13 protein-coding genes, 2 tRNA genes and 3 rRNA genes are annotated in these 18073 nt (G+C 63.1%); 15 read left to right on the plus strand and 3 right to left on the minus strand.

Annotated features, from left to right (window positions below):
- Nucleotides 1-87: 87 nt before the first annotated feature.
- Nucleotides 88-594, minus strand: coding sequence for a DUF1993 domain-containing protein (locus WJ542_RS26050; RefSeq protein ID WP_411192346.1), 507 nt, complete (start codon nucleotides 592-594; stop codon nucleotides 88-90).
- A 233-nt stretch (nucleotides 595-827) separates the two neighbouring features.
- Here WJ542_RS26050 and WJ542_RS26055 point away from each other — a divergent pair, with 233 nt between their 5' ends.
- The 4 genes from WJ542_RS26055 to WJ542_RS26070 all read left to right on the plus strand — a co-directional run bounded on the left by WJ542_RS26055 (nucleotide 828) and on the right by WJ542_RS26070 (nucleotide 3505).
- The gene (locus tag WJ542_RS26055) at nucleotides 828-1535 is read left to right on the plus strand and encodes a hypothetical protein (RefSeq protein WP_411192347.1); all 708 of its coding nucleotides are present in this window, start codon (nucleotides 828-830) and stop codon (nucleotides 1533-1535) included.
- A gap of 143 nt (nucleotides 1536-1678) precedes the next feature.
- On the plus strand, nucleotides 1679-1810 hold the full coding sequence (locus WJ542_RS26060; RefSeq protein ID WP_411192348.1) for a hypothetical protein: 132 nt from the start codon (nucleotides 1679-1681) through the stop codon (nucleotides 1808-1810).
- A 7-nt stretch (nucleotides 1811-1817) separates the two neighbouring features.
- Complete coding sequence (locus WJ542_RS26065) at nucleotides 1818-2084, plus strand: RNA-binding protein (RefSeq protein ID WP_411192349.1); 267 nt, start codon at nucleotides 1818-1820, stop codon at nucleotides 2082-2084.
- A gap of 164 nt (nucleotides 2085-2248) precedes the next feature.
- On the plus strand, nucleotides 2249-3505 hold the full coding sequence (locus WJ542_RS26070) for a L,D-transpeptidase (RefSeq protein ID WP_411192350.1): 1257 nt from the start codon (nucleotides 2249-2251) through the stop codon (nucleotides 3503-3505).
- Between the two features lie 68 nt (nucleotides 3506-3573).
- On the opposite strand, the gene WJ542_RS26075 is transcribed toward WJ542_RS26070, so the two are convergent.
- Nucleotides 3574-4515 carry a DMT family transporter gene (locus tag WJ542_RS26075; RefSeq protein WP_411192546.1) on the minus strand — a complete coding sequence of 314 codons (942 nt, stop codon included), beginning with the start codon at nucleotides 4513-4515 and terminating at the stop codon, nucleotides 3574-3576.
- 135 nt (nucleotides 4516-4650) lie between these two features.
- On the minus strand, nucleotides 4651-6225 hold the full coding sequence (locus WJ542_RS26080; RefSeq protein WP_411192351.1) for an ABC1 kinase family protein: 1575 nt from the start codon (nucleotides 6223-6225) through the stop codon (nucleotides 4651-4653).
- Nucleotides 6226-6455: 230 nt separating this feature from the next.
- On the opposite strand from WJ542_RS26080, the gene WJ542_RS26085 reads away from it, so the two are divergent.
- The 11 genes from WJ542_RS26085 to rrf all read left to right on the plus strand — a co-directional run bounded on the left by WJ542_RS26085 (nucleotide 6456) and on the right by rrf (nucleotide 18030).
- The gene (locus WJ542_RS26085) at nucleotides 6456-7217 is read left to right on the plus strand and encodes a DeoR/GlpR family DNA-binding transcription regulator (protein WP_411192352.1); all 762 of its coding nucleotides are present in this window, start codon (nucleotides 6456-6458) and stop codon (nucleotides 7215-7217) included.
- Between the two features lie 421 nt (nucleotides 7218-7638).
- Entirely contained in the window at nucleotides 7639-8724 is a 1086-nt protein-coding gene (phnS, locus tag WJ542_RS26090) for a 2-aminoethylphosphonate ABC transporter substrate-binding protein (protein WP_411192353.1), read from the plus strand.
- Between the two features lie 41 nt (nucleotides 8725-8765).
- The gene (gene phnT / locus WJ542_RS26095) at nucleotides 8766-9884 is read left to right on the plus strand and encodes a 2-aminoethylphosphonate ABC transport system ATP-binding subunit PhnT (protein WP_411192354.1); all 1119 of its coding nucleotides are present in this window, start codon (nucleotides 8766-8768) and stop codon (nucleotides 9882-9884) included.
- The gene (locus WJ542_RS26100) at nucleotides 9862-10776 is read left to right on the plus strand and encodes a 2-aminoethylphosphonate ABC transporter permease subunit (RefSeq protein WP_411192355.1); all 915 of its coding nucleotides are present in this window, start codon (nucleotides 9862-9864) and stop codon (nucleotides 10774-10776) included. Before phnT ends, WJ542_RS26100 begins: the two co-directional genes overlap by 23 nt.
- A gap of 70 nt (nucleotides 10777-10846) precedes the next feature.
- Nucleotides 10847-11629, plus strand: a complete 783-nt coding sequence (gene phnV, locus WJ542_RS26105; protein WP_411192547.1) for a 2-aminoethylphosphonate ABC transport system, membrane component PhnV — start codon at nucleotides 10847-10849, stop codon at nucleotides 11627-11629.
- Nucleotides 11630-11713: 84 nt separating this feature from the next.
- Complete coding sequence (locus WJ542_RS26110; protein ID WP_411192356.1) at nucleotides 11714-12268, plus strand: phosphonate degradation HD-domain oxygenase; 555 nt, start codon at nucleotides 11714-11716, stop codon at nucleotides 12266-12268.
- A 524-nt stretch (nucleotides 12269-12792) separates the two neighbouring features.
- Nucleotides 12793-14323, plus strand: a 16S ribosomal RNA gene (locus WJ542_RS26115).
- A 66-nt stretch (nucleotides 14324-14389) separates the two neighbouring features.
- Nucleotides 14390-14466, plus strand: a tRNA-Ile gene (locus tag WJ542_RS26120).
- 37 nt (nucleotides 14467-14503) lie between these two features.
- Nucleotides 14504-14579 (plus strand) — tRNA-Ala (locus tag WJ542_RS26125).
- Between the two features lie 300 nt (nucleotides 14580-14879).
- A 23S ribosomal RNA gene (locus WJ542_RS26130) occupies nucleotides 14880-17760 on the plus strand.
- Nucleotides 17761-17916: 156 nt separating this feature from the next.
- A 5S ribosomal RNA gene (rrf, locus tag WJ542_RS26135) occupies nucleotides 17917-18030 on the plus strand.
- Together the 16S, 23S and 5S rRNA genes with 2 tRNA genes alongside form the textbook arrangement of a ribosomal RNA operon.
- Nucleotides 18031-18073: the final 43 nt, after the last annotated feature.

Below are 18073 nucleotides of genomic sequence, written 5' to 3' on the forward strand. Positions count from 1 at the left end.
CCGCCGTCCTGATGCTCCGGTGGCTTCGGTGCGAGGGTGCGGGCCGCTGCGAAGCGGCCCGCGTCGCTTTACCCGCCGCTTACCTTCTTACGGGCGCCCGAGGTAGTCGAGCTTGCCGAGTTCGACGCCGTTGTGGCGCAGGATGTCGTAAGCCGTCGTGACGTGGAAGTAGAAGTTGGGCAGCACGAAGGCCAGCAGATAATTCACACCGCTGAACTCGATCGGACCGCTGCGCATCTTGAGCGTGATGCTGCGGCCTTCCGAACCGTCGATCTGTTCGGGCTTGAACATGTTCAGATAGTCGATGGTCTTCTGGATGCGCGAATGCAGTTCGTCGAACGTCACCTCGACGTCCTCGAACTTCGGCGCCTCCACGTCCGCAAGACGCGCGGCGCAGCCCTTGGCCGTATCGGTGGCGATATGGATCTGGCGCGTGAGCGGCAGCATGTCGGGGAAGAGCCGTGCGGCGGTCAGCACCGACGGGTCGATCTGCTTTTCGGCCGCGTGCGCCTGCGCCTTGCCGATGATGGTTTGCAGACTGGTGAGGCCGCGGATCAGGACGGGCACCGAGGCTTGATACATGGTGATAGACATGGGAATTCCTCGTTTCTTCGAATGAGCGAGCTGCGCCCGGGCGGGCGCCGGCTGGCGGCTCATTATGCTCTATCGGTTTTCTCGCTGCCATTGGCCATACGGCCGGCTTTGCGCGAGCTCGCGTGGGCTGCTGCGTCGCCGTCCGGGCTATTTCCTTGCCCAGGCGCTAACGATTTGCATTGCGAAATAAAATTGTCATGTAGAAACCGGGGTTTGACTCACATGTCGTTTATGTGACGCGTTATGAGGCGCTGCTGCGCCCGGTGGCGGAATTGAGCGGCATTCGCCACGAAGAATTTCGAATATGTTTTAATAATCCCGGTAGACAATCCATTCCGCATCTTATGGTGCGCCTACCCATGAACGCAGAAAAGGCAGAAAGACGCCGCATCGCGCGCAGCATGGCTGTGGTTCCGACCCGTCGCGCGCGCGTGCGGCACATTGTGCTGTTGCTGCTCACCGTTGCCGGCGGCATGCACCATCTGGCCGCCGCGGCGCAGGACGCGCAGTTGCTGGATTCGCGCGTGACCCAGCAATCGGTTGGCGAAACGATCTGCCGTCCGGGCTATGCCGATACCGTCGCGCCGCCGTTCGACGAGTCGATGGCGTTGAAGGACAGGCTGCTCGCGCAGCGTGGCATCGAGGCCGACGAAGGCGCCGATTATGCGCTCGACCGGCGCGTGCCCATCGTGCTCGGCGGATCGCCGGATGCGGTCGAGAACTACGACCTGCTGCCGTGGGGCGGGCATGGCGGGGAGCGCCGCAAGGCGCTGTTGACGGTCCGGTTGAAGCGCTGCGTGTGTGCGGGCCAGATGTCGCTGGCCGATGCCCAGAACGCCATCCTCGGTAACTGGGTGAGCGAATATGAGCGCCTCACTCGCATGGCCTGCGGTGCGAGCACTTCGGCAGACCTCACGGCAGCCAGCGACGACGGTCAGTGAGCGCTCCCATACCGGTGGGCCTGCCGGTTGCGTTCGATTGGCGAAACGGTAAAGCGGGTTTCATCTCAACGGCAATATGCCGCAGCGCAGGAGTCTCGAATTGAGACTATGCTGAGATTAGTCAAAAAAGAAGGAGTTGTGAAATGATCGCGTCCACCCTGTTGCTGCTTTCTGTCGCGGCGCTGCTCGGCCAGGTGGTGTGGACTCGCGCACGTTCGCGTGCAAGCCTGCAACCCGTCCGCGTGCGTGCGGATCGCGCGCGCTATCCGCGCTAGCCTGGCCATGCCGCATCTCACGGTCTGGAATGTTCCCGCGTCCTGCAGCGAGCAGGAAGTCCGCGACTTTTTCACGCGTGAACTCGGTCACTATGCGAAAGACGTGACGGTGTACGACGTCGGTACGCCCAACGCGCACGCCGACCTTGAATTGCACGCCGATGTGCCCTACGTTGCCGAGGCGGTCGCGCGCCAGTTGCAGGGCCGGCATCTCGCGGGCGTTGCGCTGCAGGTGAGCGCCGATCCGTTCGAGGGCGAGTCCGCCCAGCCGTAACGTTCCCTTTGTTTCGCATGGCGCGAGTTCTCGCGTACGCCGCCTCGCCAGCGCTGCGAGGGTCGGCGCTTTCCTGTTCCGGTTTCCGAACGTCTGGTATTACGCCGCTTCCCTTCACACCGAACGCATAATCAGGCCGTAATCACTCGGGCCGTACTCGAACGATGAACAACAAGATTTCGCGCCGGCCTGGCGTGCGCGTAAAGGCCGGCATACGGGGCGGCGCCTCCTGTTTTTCCTTGCGGCGTGCCGGCCGCTCGTTGCCGCCGGCGTTGCGTCTCGCGCTCTGCGCCAGCGCGTGCTGGGCGGTGAGTCCCGCGTGGTCGGCCGACGCCGCGTCGGCGGCTGCGGCGCACGTGGCATCGGGGGCCGTGCAAGTCGCGCCTGCTTCGGCCGGGACGGCGCCGCGAGCCGTATCGAGCGCTGGATCCCGTGCCGCGTCGGCGCCGGTTTCGTCGGCTGTGCCTGCTTCCGCGGCGATACCCGCGCCGGGTGCTTCGTCCGCGTCGGGCGCCGCACCGGCCTCTGGCAGCGCGACATCGGCCGCCGCCGCTTCTGCCGCTGCCGCTTCAGCACCCACTGGAGCCTCGGCGCCTGCAGGGTTCACGTTGCCCGAACATCCCACGCTCACGCCCGAGCAGGCCGCCGAGGAAATGCACCGTGCGCTGCAAATGCGCGCGGTATTCGCACGCGCAGTCACGCGCCGCCTGAGCGTGCCGCTCGCGGACCAGCACGCCTACGGCGAACGTCTCCAGACGGCGCTCGAAGCGGCGAACCTCGGCGAGCTGGCGGGCGAATTCGTCGTCCTCGTGGATCGTTCCGCGAACGTCCAGGCGCTTTTCATCTACTTTCGCGCGACGCCCGGCGAACGCTGGCAGATGATCGGCGCCTCGCCCGTTGCGACGGGACGGCCCGGCGAGTTCGATCACTTCCTCACGCCGCTCGGTGTCTTCGAGCACACCCCGGGCAATATGGACTTCCGCGCCGAAGGCACGATGAACGACAACGGCATACGCGGCTATGGCAAGCGCGACATGCGCATCTACGACTTCGGCTGGGTAAACGGCGAACGCGGCTGGGGCAAGGGCGGCTACTCGCAGATGCGCTTCCAGATGCATGCCACGGATCCCGACCGGCTCGAGCCGCTGCTCGGCATTCGCCATTCGAAGGGCTGCGTGCGGATTCCGGCGTCGCTGAATATGTTCTTCGATCACTACGGCATCATCGACGCCGAGTATGAAGCGCTCGTCGCGTCGGGCAAGTCGCTCTGGGTGCTGCATCCGGATCGCGAGGCCACGCCCTGGGCGGGGCGCTTCGTCGTCGTCATCGATTCGGAGCGCAAGACGCGTCCCGCCTGGGCGCCCGCTCCCGGCAGCAAGGCGCGCGCGAAGGTGCCCGCAGGTGGCGATACGGCCGATTAAGGGCAGAACGGCGGACGAAACCGGGGACGTACCCGGGCACGGGACGGCGCGCCGCGTGCCGTCATGGTTCAGGCGCGCGACGCCTTGCGCATTGCGCGAGCGGGCGCATCGCCGGTCTGATCGCGCCGCGCGATCAGCACGCCCACGAGCGCCACGCCGAAGCCCGCGATCTGCAGCGGTGTGAGCGTTTCGCGGAAGAGCAGCCAGCTTTCGAGCGCCGCGAGCGGCGGCGCGAGAAAGAGCAGGGCCGTGGCGCGCGCCGCGTCGCCGCGGCGGACCATCCGCACCAGCAGTGTCACGCCCGCTCCCGACAGCATGGCGATACCCCAGGCGAGCGAAAACCAGAGCGTCGCCGAGGCGACCCAGCGCGTTTCCCCCAGCGCCAGCGCGAGCAGCGCGGCAACGATCGCCGCGCCCGCGTTCTGCACGGCGCTCGCGCTGCGAATATCGGCCTCGGCGAGCGAGGTCTTCTGATAGAGCGTGCCCGCTGTGATCGAGCCGACTGCCGCCACCGCGACGATCACCACGAGCAGCGGGTTCACGTGTCCCGGGAGCGCGTGGCCCGGCGCGGATGCGCCGTGCGCGGCCGCCTGCAGCTTCGGCAGCAGCACGAGCACCACACCCGCGAGCCCGAGCGCCATGCCGGCCCAGCGGCGCGGCGCGAGTCGCTCGCCGAAGAGCCGCGCGGCGAAGGCGGCCGTGAGCAACGGCTGGAGCGCGCCGAGCAGGGCCATGACGCCTGCGCTCAAACCTTGCGCGACGGCCCAGTAGCCTGCGCCGAGATAGATCCCCTGCAGCAGCGCGCCGGCGAACAGGTGTTTGCCGAGCTGGCGTCCGCGCGGCCACGGCGCGCGCGCGATCAGCGCGACGCCCGCGAACAACGCGGCCGTCCCCGCGAAACGCGCGAGCAGAAACAGGTTGGGGTCGGCGTAGGGGGCGATGGCGCGGGCAACGACGAAACCCGTCGACCAGAGGATAACGAACAGGGCGGGAGCGAGGGCGGCGAGCATCGGTGTCGGTTGCAGGGGAGCGCGCATGCGCGGGGGATCCGAAAGGCCGGCAGTATCGCCCGGCCGCCGCGACGCGTCTTGTTCAGGACTGCAATGCCCCACGCCCAACCCCAGGCTGCCGGGCGGCCGCCCGCTTCAGTGCCCCAGCCAGACCGCCGCCAAGCCGACGGCCGCGCCGCACAGCGCGCAGGCGGCAAGCAGGGTGCGCGTACGCCGGTATTCGCGGCGCAGCGCTTCGGCGAGATCGGCGTGCGGCGCGCTCGCCGCCGCGGGATGGCCGTGCCGCGGCCCCGCGTGGTGCTGCAGGAAATGAAAGAGCATTTGCGGCACGCGCGGCGCGATCTGCGCCAGATGAGGCAGCTCCTGCGAGAGCCGCCGGATCCAGCCGCGATGGTCGAGATCGCGCTGCGCCAGGCCGGCGAGCGTGCTTTGCGCGATACCCCATGCGTCGACGCCGGGGTGAATCGTCCGCGCGAGATCCTCCGCCTGGCTGAATGCGCGTTGCGCCGCCACGAGCCGCGGCGACACCTCGCCGCCGAACGGCTGCACGGCGTGCAGCAGTTGGTGGAAGAGCGCGCCGGCGCTGCGAGTGTCGGCAGCGTCCGCGAAATGCGCTTCGCTGCGCGTGCGCAGCTCGGCTTCGATCTGCTCGGTGCGCGCGTGCGCGGGCACATGGCCGGCGGCATGATGCAACTGGGCAAGCTGCCCGTAGTCCTGCTGGAACAGCGCCGTCGCGCCGTGTACGAAGAATTCGCGTTCGGGTGAGGACAGGCTCGTCATCATCGCCGGACCGGCGAGCACCAGACGTCCGCGTGTCGGCTCTTCGACGCTGACCGAGACATGCCGTGCGTCGATGGCCGCGTGGAAGAAGCCGTGCTCGAACGCCTGTTGCGTGACGACTTCGATCAGGTTGGTCGCAACCCGCGTCACGTTGATGCCATGCTCGGCGAGCCCGGCCAGATCGGTGGCGCCGACCGTGTCGATATGCTGGACGGCAAGCGTGTGCGGCGTGCACAGATCCCAGATCACGTCGGGCACGGCAATGCGCGGGTTGTCGGCGAGATGATGGCCGGCCTGGCTCAGGTTCGCGGCCTGCGCGCGCAGATCGAAGCGGCGCTGCAGATCCTCGCGCAGCACCAGCGCCAGCTCGCGTAGCCGCAGCTCGCGCGCGGCGTGCGAGAAACGCTCCAGCCAGCGCGCGGCGCCGCAGAGCAGCGCGGCTTCGTCGTCGACGGCTTCGATGTGGTCGGTGCGCAGCACGCGCAGCGTCACCCTCTGATGGCCGTTGATGGGCAGCGCCAGCCGCGCGACGTGCGTTTGCTCGCACCAGCCGTGATGGACCGGCGTGGGGGCGATCCACGAGAACACGGTCTTCGGTGGCTTGCCGAGTGCGGCATGGAGCGCCGCGTCGAGGCCCTCTGGCGCGAGCGGCTCATCGAGGCGCTCGAGCGCTTCGATGGCGTCGTGCAGGGTCGTCGCGGCGAGCTCGGGACGTGCCGCCATCGTTTGCGCGAACGTGGCCGCGAGCGGCGCGAGTTGAGGCAGCACCCCGTGCAGGCTGGAGGCGAAACGGGCGTCGTCGCGCAGGCGCGAAGCCAGCGTGAGGAACCAGTGCAGCTTGTGATGTTCGGGCGCCGCGAGCCAGAGCAGCCTGACGCCGTAACGCAGCGCACAAAAGAGGAGTCGGAGTTGTCGGAGTTTCGAACGCATCGATGCCGTTGTCGATGAAAGCCGTGCCGCCCGCGGGGCAGGACATGGGGCACAGGGCGAGAGTAGCAGGGTTGCGTGTCGGGCGGCAGTGCGATTTCGCCGGGGGCGGATTGCTGCTGCTTCGCGTCTCGCCAGGCGTGGGCTGCAGGCAAGGGCATGCCGTGCGCCCCCTACGTAATACAATACAGCGGCCTTTCCGAATCCACGCGCGCCATGCGCCGCACATCGAGATGCTTGCAGAACAACGTCACCAATACATCCTTTCGCAAGTCAACAGGAATGGCGCGCTTTCGGTGTCCGAGCTCGTGCGCGAGCTGCGTGTCTCGCGCGAGACCATCCGGCGCGATCTGAATACGCTCGCTGAGCGCGGGCTGCTCGTCACGACCCACGGCGGTGCGCTTTCGAGCGGCCGGCGCGAGCCCGATATCGACGTGCGCGAGGCGGCCAACGCCAACGCGAAGCGCATGATCGGCGAGCGTGCGGCCGCGTTCGTGCCCGACGGCGCCTCGGTCATCATCGACTCGGGCAGCACGACGCACGCCGTGGCGCGCGCGCTCACCGACCGCCATCGGCTGACCGTCTACACCAATGACTGGCGCATTGCGCTGCTGCTCGGCCGCCGCAACGAAAACCGCGTGACCTTGCTGGGCGGCGAGCTGTCCGATCACGAAGAGGCCACATTCGGCCTCGACACCGTGCAGCAGCTCGACCAGTATCACGCCGACTATGCGTTCGTCGGCGCGGGCGGCATCACCGTCGACGGCTGGCTGACCGATTACTCGCGCATGGTCGCCGAGGTGCGCAGCCGCATGCTCATGGCCACGGGCTGCGCGATCGTCGTGGCCGACCAGTCGAAGTTCGGGCGCGTGACGCCGGTGCGGATCAACGGCTTCGAACGGGTGCGCTACGTCATTACCGAGGGCGCGCCGGAGAAGTCGGTCGTGCTCGCGATCGCGGCGCGCGGGCCCGAACTGATCGTCGCCTCAGTCTGAGGCGAAAGCCGGCCGGCGCGACGATTTGCGCCGGGTTCCCTAGGCGGCTTTTCTCCGCCATTCCGATCTGCCGATTGCACCGCGAAGACGCCACCAAGGTGCCGCGCCACGCTGCAATTTCGCTCAAATCGAAAATTGGCAATTTGTGGAATTTTTTGTCGATTGCCACATTCGTCACGGCAGTGTCACGGAAATTTGAGATTCTCTCGATGCCCATTCAGATGGGCTTGCACGTCAGGCGGGCCACAGCCGGCGCCGTGTGCAGGCCGCGGTTTTCGGGCCGGGCCGGGCGGATTGCAAACAAGTGGCAATTCGTGGCGGCGCCGGCCGGGGCAAGGCAGGCGGCAGAGTCCGCCGACGTTCGATCACACACGCATCGGGTATCCCCGAGCAACCCCGGTTTTTGCCTTCGGAGAGCGACATGAACCACAGGAATTCCCATCGCGCGGGTTTCGCACGCAAACTGCTGCCGACGCTGGCTGCCGCGCTGATGCTGGAAGGCTTCGCGCTGAGCGCGCACGCGGCCAACGCAGTCGTGCTCTACACGGCCGACGGTCTCGAAAATCTCTATCGTGATGTGCTGCCGGCTTTCGAGAAGCAGGAAGGCGTCAAGGTCAACATCGTGACGGCGGGCAGCGGCGAAGTCGTGAACCGCGCCACCGTCGAGAAGGATTCGCCGAAGGCCGACGTTCTCGTCACGCTGCCGCCGTTCATCCAGCAGGCGCAGCAAAACGGTCTGCTGCAGCCGTACCAGAGCGTGAACTACAAGAACGTGCCGGCGATGGCGAAGTCGGCGGACGGTTCGTGGGCCACGTTCGTGAACAACTACTTCTCGTTCGCGATCAACCCGGACGTCGTGAAGAACCAGCCGAAGACCTTTGCCGACCTCCTGCAACCGGACTACTCGGGCAAGGTCGCGTACTCGAACCCGGCGACGGCGGGCGACGGCATGGCCGTCATCATCCTGACGACTTCGCTGATGGGCGAAGACAAGGCGTTCGACTATCTGAAGAAGCTCGAGCAGAGCGCGAAATTCCACACGAAGGGCACGGGCTACCTCGACGTGCTGCTCTCGCGCAACGAAATCGCGGTGGCCAACGGCGACCTGCAGATGGATCTCGACGACGCGGCCAACGGCGGTCTTTCGCTCAAGCCGATCTTCCTCGCGGCCGACGCCGGCGGTCATCCCACGACGTTCCAGCTCCCGTACGCGATCGGCCTGATCAAGAACGGCCCGAACCAGGCCGAAGGCAAGAAGCTGATCGACTACCTGATGTCGACGCAGGTGCAGTCGAAGGTGCCGGACATCTTCGGCATCCCCGGCCGCACGGACGTTGCGCTCACGGGCAAGAACGGCGAGGCGGTCAAGCAGGCGATTGCGGGCGTCAAGCTGATTCCGGTGGACTGGAATCAGGTGATGGCGAAGAAGGGCGACTGGGCCACGCGCTGGAAGAACGAAGTGATCGGCTCGTCGGGCAAGCAGCTCGAAGTCGTCAAGCCGCAGTAAGCGTGGTTGGTAGTCGGTAATAAGCGAAGGAGATGAACCCGGTGAATACTGCAAGCCTCTCGCCGGCCGGCATGGCCCGCGCCCTGCCGGACCAGTCCGGCATCACGGGCGCAACGGAAACCGCAGGCGCAACGGAAACCGCGGGCGTCCAGATCGACCGTCTGAGCGTCCGTTTCGGCACCCGCACTGTCCTCGACGATCTGTCGCTCACGATCCGGCGCGGCGAGCTGTTGACCGTGCTCGGCCGCAGCGGTTGTGGCAAGACCACGCTGCTGCGTTTCATCGCCGGGTTCATCGAGGCCGATGAACTCGCCGGCTCGCTCCACGTAGCGGGCCGCGACCTGACCCATGTGCCGCCGCATCGGCGCAATCTGGGTCTCCTCTTTCAGAGCTACGCGCTGTTCCCGCACCTTTCGGTGTTCGAGAACGTCGCGTTCGGGCTCAAGGCACGCGGCGTGCCGTCGCGCGATATCGCGCGGCGCGTGGCCGACGCGCTCAAACTCGTGCAGCTCGGCGACGCGGGCCACATCATGCCCGCGCAGCTTTCCGGGGGCATGCAGCAGCGCGTGGCGCTCGCGCGCGCGCTCGTGATCGAGCCGGACGTGCTGCTGCTCGACGAGCCGCTCTCCGCGCTCGACGCCAATCTGCGCCATTCGGTGCGCTCCGAGCTCAAGGCGCTGCACGAGCGCCTGCCCGATCTCACGATTGTCTGCGTGACGCACGATCAGGACGATGCGCTCGTGCTCTCCGATCGCACCTTGCTCATGCGCGACGGTCGTATCGCGCAGCTCGGCACGCCGCAGGAACTCTACGACACGCCGAACGACGCCTATGTGGCGCGCTATCTTGGCGCGGCGAACCTGTTGCCGCCGAACGTCGTGTTCCCGGTGGGCGACGCGCGCCACGACGTGCGCGACAGGCTCGCTTGCCTGCGGCCGGAGAGCCTGCGCATCGTGCCGCTCGGCGAGGGCTCGCTGCACGGCACGGTCGAATCGGTCGAATGGTACGGCTCGGTGCTCTCGGTGCCGGTGCTGCTCGACGCCATGCCGAACGAGCCGGTGTTCGTCACCCTGCAGCGCGGCCACGGCATGACGCCGGAGAAAGGCATGCGCGTATCCCTGCGTTACGAGGCGGAAGATGTCGTCCTTATCAACCCCTGATTCCGCGCTCCCGCTGGCGGGCGCCGACGCGCACGCGGCCGCCGTGCGCCGCCGCGAGCGCCGCGCGCAGTGGCACATCGCGTTTTTGCTCGTGTTCGTGCTCGGGCCGATCGTCGTCTATCCGCTCGTGCGTCTCGTGCTGCTGAGCCTCACCGGTGCGCACGGCTTGAGCTTCGGCGCCTACGCGACGTTCTTCGGCAATCCCGATTCGCGCGGCGTGATCGGCACGACGCTCTGGATCCTCTGCGTGAGCGCGGGCCTCGCCTCGGTGCTCGGCGTCGCGCTTGCCGCGATGCTGTTCTTCAAGCCGTTTCCGGGGGCGCGCCTCGTGACGCGCTTCCTCGAACTGTTCGTGGCGTTTCCCTCGTTTCTCGTCGCCTTTACGCTGATCTTTCTCTACGGCTCGCAGGGTTCGGTGAGCATCGGGCTGCAGCGCCTCTTCCATCTGCAGGCGCCGCCGCTCGACTTCCTGTTCGGCATGGGCGGCGTGATCCTCGCGGAAGTCGTGTTCTACGCGCCATTCGTGGTGCGTCCCACGCTCGCCGCGTTCGCGCTGCTCGACATGCGGCTGATCGAAGCCGCGCGCAGTCTCGGCGCGAACACGTGGATGGTCGCCGCGCGCGTGATCCTGCCGCTTGCGTGGCCGGGCATCGCGGCGGGCACGATCCTGTGCTTCCTGCTGACGTTCAACGAGTTCGGCATTTTGCTCGTGCTCGGCAGCGCGCACCTCGTCACGCTGCCGGTGGCGATTTACAGCTCGGCGACGGTCGACCTCGATCTGCCGACTGCCGCCGCCGGCGCGGTCGTGATGCTCGCCATGTCGCTTTCGCTCTATACGTTGTACCGGCGCGTGAACCGCCGTTCCCAAGGAGGCGCGCGTCATGGCCGCTAATCCCGATCGCATGGCGCTGCCGCCGCTGCATCCCCGCGCGAAGGCGGCCGAGCGCAATCTCGCTGCGCGCATGGCGGGCGTCGCGCTGGCGGGCTTCGCCGCGCTGCTGTGTTTCTGGCTGTTCGTGCTGCCGGTGATTGTCGTGGCGCTGTCGAGCGTCGCATCGCACTGGTCCGGCACGATCCTTCCCGATGGCTTCAGCATGCGCTGGTTCGAGCGTCTCGGTTCGGATGACTTTGACGCACTCCTCACGAGTTTCGAGGTGGGTTTCGGCGTGGCGGTGCTCGGCACCGTACTGGGACTGTGGCTCGCGCTGGTGCTCGAGGGGCGCGACCGGCGCGGCCTTGGCGTGGTGGTCGATACGCTGGCGATGGTGCCTAACGGCATACCGAGCGTCGTGCTCGGCCTCGCGGTGCTGATTGCCTACCATAAGGCGCCGCTCGATCTCTCGGGGTCTGCCGCGATCGTCGTGCTGGTGCAGCTCGCGCTCGTGCTGCCGTTCTGTTATCGCTGTGCGTCGGCCGCGTTGCGGCCCGAACTGACCATTCTGCGCGAGGCTGCGGCCAGCCTCGGTGCGCCGCCGTCGATGGTGCTGCGCCGTGTCGTGCTGCCTCAACTCGTGCCGGCGATCCGCGCGAGTCTCGCGCTTGGCTTTGCGCTGTCGCTGGGCGAGCTGGGCGCGACGCTCACGGTGTATCCGCCGGGCTTTGCCACGGTGCCGATCGTCGTGGTGGGCGCGGTGGAGCGTGGCTATTACCTGCCGGCGTCGGCGCTATCGCTGATCCTCCTGATCGTGTCGCTGGCGGCGTTGCTGGTGATCGCGGCGCGGGTGCCGCGACGCCGGGCGGACTGAGGATTCGAGGCGGCGCGAGCTGCAATGGTAGAGGCGGAAAGCGGGAGCGTGTGGGCTGCCGCTATGGAACTGGGAGCAAGTGGGATGGCATTGAGTCTGGCGGATATCAAGGGATTGTTCGACGGCTACGGCGCGCTCGCGTACAGCGGGGAGCCGGTCACGCAACTGGAGCACGCGCTGCAAAGTGGCGCGCTGGCCGAGGAGGAGGGCGCGAGCGAGGAACTGGTGGCGGCGGCGTTCCTCCACGACCTCGGTCACCTTCTCAATCGCCAGGGCGAGACGCCGACCGAGCGCGGTATCGACGACCTCCACCAGTACTACGCACTGCCGTTTCTGCGCGCGGTGCTGCCGGATAGCGTGCTCGAGCCAATCAAGCTGCACGTGGATGCGAAGCGTTATCTCTGTGCGACCGACGAGGGCTATTTCGGCTGCCTGTCGGCAGATTCGGTTCGTAGCCTGGAACTGCAGGGCGGCATTTACAGCGAAGAACAGGCGCGCGAGTTTGCGAAGCGCCCGTTCGCGGAGGACGCGGTGCGTCTGCGCCGCTGGGACGACCTCGCGAAGGCGGCTGGCAAACCGACGCCGGATCTGAATCATTATTTGCGGATCGTCGAACGCGTGATGTCGCGTCACGTGTGATCAGGGTCGATCTGGCGCTGCCGGATCAGTGCTTCTCGGGGCTCCGCCCGGGGCCTCGAAAAAACTGCTTGCAAGAAGGGGACCGGGTCACTAGAATCTCGGTCTTTCGCGCTTTCGACGAGAGCGCGGGGAGACGGGAAGCCTGGGGCGAAAGCCTTGTGGCGCCGGGGTCTTCCGGGTGGTGGGCAGGTTGGCGGCAGGTTAAGCGAAGTAAAAAACCTGTTGACAGATCACCCGGCAGTCTCCATAATCTCGTTTCTCTGCTGCAGACGCAGCGACGCAGGAAGAAGCCGGCAGTTGATGAGTTTTAGCGGCGTTTTTGCGAACGATCTTTAAAAATTTACAGCCGACAGGTGTGGGCGCTTGATGCGGTGGGCGGGCCGGTGGATTCTTCGGAGTCTGTCGGAAAGCACAAGTATCAAGAGTCTCACACTAAAGTAAGTCAGGTTTTTGAATTTATTCAGAACCTGTCAGCTTTGAGTGAGCGACCTGTTCCGAGAGGGACAGAAAACAGTAACAGGTTTGAACTGAAGAGTTTGATCCTGGCTCAGATTGAACGCTGGCGGCATGCCTTACACATGCAAGTCGAACGGCAGCGCGGGAGCAATCCTGGCGGCGAGTGGCGAACGGGTGAGTAATACATCGGAACGTGTCCTGGAGTGGGGGATAGCCCGGCGAAAGCCGGATTAATACCGCATACGCTCTGAGGAGGAAAGCGGGGGATCTTCGGACCTCGCGCTCAAGGGGCGGCCGATGGCAGATTAGGTAGTTGGTGGGGTAAAGGCCTACCAAGCCGACGATCTGTAGCTGGTCTGAGAGGACGACCAGCCACACTGGGACTGAGACACGGCCCAGACTCCTACGGGAGGCAGCAGTGGGGAATTTTGGACAATGGGGGCAACCCTGATCCAGCAATGCCGCGTGTGTGAAGAAGGCCTTCGGGTTGTAAAGCACTTTTGTCCGGGAAGAAATCCTCTTCGATAATACCGGGGGGGGATGACGGTACCGGAAGAATAAGCACCGGCTAACTACGTGCCAGCAGCCGCGGTAATACGTAGGGTGCGAGCGTTAATCGGAATTACTGGGCGTAAAGCGTGCGCAGGCGGTGATGTAAGACCGATGTGAAATCCCCGGGCTTAACCTGGGAACTGCATTGGTGACTGCATCGCTGGAGTATGGCAGAGGGGGGTAGAATTCCACGTGTAGCAGTGAAATGCGTAGAGATGTGGAGGAATACCGATGGCGAAGGCAGCCCCCTGGGCCAATACTGACGCTCATGCACGAAAGCGTGGGGAGCAAACAGGATTAGATACCCTGGTAGTCCACGCCCTAAACGATGTCAACTGGTTGTCGGGCCTTCATTGGCTTGGTAACGTAGCTAACGCGTGAAGTTGACCGCCTGGGGAGTACGGTCGCAAGATTAAAACTCAAAGGAATTGACGGGGACCCGCACAAGCGGTGGATGATGTGGATTAATTCGATGCAACGCGAAAAACCTTACCTACCCTTGACATGGATGGAAGTCTGCCGAGAGGTGGATGTGCCCGAAAGGGAGCCATCACACAGGTGCTGCATGGCTGTCGTCAGCTCGTGTCGTGAGATGTTGGGTTAAGTCCCGCAACGAGCGCAACCCTTGTCCCCAGTTGCTACGCAAGAGCACTCCGGGGAGACTGCCGGTGACAAACCGGAGGAAGGTGGGGATGACGTCAAGTCCTCATGGCCCTTATGGGTAGGGCTTCACACGTCATACAATGGTCGGAACAGAGGGTTGCCAAGCCGCGAGGTGGAGCCAATCCCAGAAAACCGATCGTAGTCCGGATCGCAGTCTGCAACTCGACTGCGTGAAGCTGGAATCGCTAGTAATCGCGGATCAGCATGCCGCGGTGAATACGTTCCCGGGTCTTGTACACACCGCCCGTCACACCATGGGAGTGGGTTTTGCCAGAAGTGGCTAGTCTAACCGCAAGGAGGACGGTCACCACGGCAGGATTCATGACTGGGGTGAAGTCGTAACAAGGTAGCCGTATCGGAAGGTGCGGCTGGATCACCTCCTTTCCAGAGCTTTCTGCTCACTGCGTGTTAAGCGCTCACACTTGTCGGCTGTAGAAAAGACAGACTCAGGGGTCTGTAGCTCAGTCGGTTAGAGCACCGTCTTGATAAGGCGGGGGTCGATGGTTCGAATCCATCCAGACCCACCACTGTCTGTGGACGGGCAGATCCCTTGAGAATGTGACTGGGGGATTAGCTCAGCTGGGAGAGCACCTGCTTTGCAAGCAGGGGGTCGTCGGTTCGATCCCGTCATCCTCCACCAATCCTTAATGCCTAGTGTCCGGTTTGAACACAAACCGGGTATTACGCATTGGCGATTGAGCCAGTCAGAGCGGTACGTAAAGTATCGGCTGTCGTTCTTTAACAATCAGGAAGAAGTAGTAAAGAGATTCATCTGAACGCGTCTAGAGATGGGCGTCAGTAAGTGAATCAGGGTTGTGATTGTATCGAAGTATTTTTTAAGTGATCGAAAGATTGCTTTGGAATACGGCACAACGCGAAAACTCAGCCTGTAGCGAGTGAGTCCGGACGTGGCAACACGAAAGAGACACACCCGTTATAGGGTCAAGCGAACAAGTGCATGTGGTGGATGCCTTGGCGATCACAGGCGATGAAGGACGCGGTAGCCTGCGAAAAGCCCCGGGGAGCTGGCAAACAAGCTTTGATCCGGGGATGTCCGAATGGGGAAACCCACTCCGTATGGAGTATCCGTAGCTGAATCCATAGGCTACGTGAAGCGAACGCGGCGAACTGAAACATCTAAGTAGCCGCAGGAAAAGAAATCAACCGAGATTCCCAGAGTAGTGGCGAGCGAAATGGGATCAGCCTGTACTCTTTATCTGAACTGTTAGCCAAACACTCTGGAAAGTGTGGCCATAGCGGGTGATAGCCCCGTAGGCGAAAACAGATTGGAAGAACTGGGTGTACGACAAGTAGGGCGGGACACGTGAAATCCTGTCTGAAGATGGGGGGACCATCCTCCAAGGCTAAATACTCGTGATCGACCGATAGTGAACCAGTACCGTGAGGGAAAGGCGAAAAGAACCCCGGGAGGGGAGTGAAACAGATCCTGAAACCGCATGCATACAAACAGTCGGAGCCTCGCAAGGGGTGACGGCGTACCTTTTGTATAATGGGTCAGCGACTTACATTCAGTGGCGAGCTTAACCGGATAGGGCAGGCGTAGCGAAAGCGAGTCCGAACAGGGCGATTAGTCGCTGGGTGTAGACCCGAAACCAGGTGATCTATCCATGGCCAGGTTGAAGGCACGGTAACACGTGCTGGAGGACCGAACCCACTAACGTTGAAAAGTTAGGGGATGAGCTGTGGATAGGGGTGAAAGGCTAAACAAACCTGGAAATAGCTGGTTCTCTCCGAAAACTATTTAGGTAGTGCCTCGTGTCTCACCTTCGGGGGTAGAGCACTGTCATGGTTGAAGGGTCCATTGCGGATTACTTCGCCATAGCAAACTCCGAATACCGAAGAGTGCAATCACGGGAGACAGACATCGGGTGCTAACGTCCGGTGTCAAGAGGGAAACAACCCAGACCGCCAGCTAAGGTCCCCAAATATGGCTAAGTGGGAAACGAAGTGGGAAGGCTAAAACAGTCAGGAGGTTGGCTTAGAAGCAGCCACCCTTTAAAGAAAGCGTAATAGCTCACTGATCGAGTCGTCCTGCGCGGAAGATGTAACGGGGCTAAGCCATATACCGAAGCTGCGGATGCACATTTATGTGCATGGTAGGAGAGCGTTCTGTAAGCCTGCGAAGGTGCACCGGAAGGTGTGCTGGAGGTATCAGAAGTGCGAATGCTGACATGAGTAGCGATAAAGGGGGTGAAAGGCCCCCTCGCCGTAAGCCCAAGGTTTCCTACGCAACGTTCATCGGCGTAGGGTGAGTCGGCCCCTAAGGCGAGGCAGAAATGCGTAGCTGATGGGAAGCAGGTCAATATTCCTGCACCGGCGTGAAATGCGATGGGGGGACGGATCGCGGAAGGTTGTCCGGGTGTTGGAAGTCCCGGTCGCTGCATTGGAGAAGGCGCTTTGGCAAATCCGGGCGCAGGATTCAAGGGTGTGGCGCGAGCTTCTTCGGAAGCGAAGCAACTGGAAGGGGTTCCAGGAAAAGCCTCTAAGCTTCAGTTTCACGTTGACCGTACCGCAAACCGACACAGGTGGGCGAGATGAGTATTCTAAGGCGCTTGAGAGAACTCGGGAGAAGGAACTCGGCAAATTGGTACCGTAACTTCGGGATAAGGTACGCCCTGGTAGCTTGACCGGCCTGCGCCGGAAGGGTGAAGGGGTTGCAATAAACTGGTGGCTGCGACTGTTTAATAAAAACACAGCACTCTGCAAACACGAAAGTGGACGTATAGGGTGTGACGCCTGCCCGGTGCCGGAAGATTAAATGATGGGGTGCAAGCTCTTGATTGAAGTCCCGGTAAACGGCGGCCGTAACTATAACGGTCCTAAGGTAGCGAAATTCCTTGTCGGGTAAGTTCCGACCTGCACGAATGGCGTAACGATGGCCACACTGTCTCCTCCCGAGACTCAGCGAAGTTGAAGTGTTTGTGATGATGCAATCTCCCCGCGGCTAGACGGAAAGACCCCATGAACCTTTACTGCAGCTTTGCATTGGACTTTGAACCGGTTTGTGTAGGATAGGTGGGAGGCTGTGAAGCGGGAACGCCAGTTCTCGTGGAGCCGTCCTTGAAATACCACCCTGATCTGTTTGAGGTTCTAACCCTGGTCCGTGAATCCGGATCGGGGACAGTGCATGGCAGGCAGTTTGACTGGGGCGGTCTCCTCCCAAAGGGTAACGGAGGAGTACGAAGGTACGCTAGGTACGGTCGGAAATCGTGCTGATAGTGCAATGGCATAAGCGTGCTTGACTGTGAGACTGACAAGTCGAACAGGTGCGAAAGCAGGTCATAGTGATCCGGTGGTTCTGTATGGAAGGGCCATCGCTCAACGGATAAAAGGTACTCTGGGGATAACAGGCTGATACCGCCCAAGAGTTCATATCGACGGCGGTGTTTGGCACCTCGATGTCGGCTCATCTCATCCTGGGGCTGTAGCCGGTCCCAAGGGTATGGCTGTTCGCCATTTAAAGAGGTACGTGAGCTGGGTTTAAAACGTCGTGAGACAGTTTGGTCCCTATCTGCCGTGGGCGCTGGAAGTTTGAGGGGGCCTGCTCCTAGTACGAGAGGACCGGAGTGGACGAACCTCTGGTGTACCGGTTGTCACGCCAGTGGCATTGCCGGGTAGCTATGTTCGGAAGAGATAACCGCTGAAAGCATCTAAGCGGGAAACTCGCCTCAAGATGAGACTTCCCCGGAGCTTCGAGCTCCTTGAAGGGTCGTTCGAGACCAGGACGTTGATAGGTCAGGTGTGGAAGCGCAGTAATGCGTTAAGCTAACTGATACTAATTGCCCGTAAGGCTTGATCCTATAACAGGTGTGCCTCGCTCCCGACGTGGAGTGAAGTGCGCACAGGTTGAGAGATCGGTGTTGTGCCACAAACAACACAACCCCAACAAGAAACCTCTTTACGCTTCTTCCCGACTGGCTGTGGCGCAGGAAACTGCGACGCAGCAACCCGTCATGCCTGATGACCATAGCGAGCTGGTCCCACCCCTTCCCATCCCGAACAGGACCGTGAAACAGCTCCACGCCGATGATAGTGCGGATTGCCCGTGTGAAAGTAGGTAATCGTCAGGCTCCTCATGCTGTAACCCGGAACCCCGGCCTCTCCCACAGAGCG

It is taken from the genome of Paraburkholderia yinzeri (assembly GCF_046581065.1).
GTDB lineage: Bacteria > Pseudomonadota > Gammaproteobacteria > Burkholderiales > Burkholderiaceae > Paraburkholderia.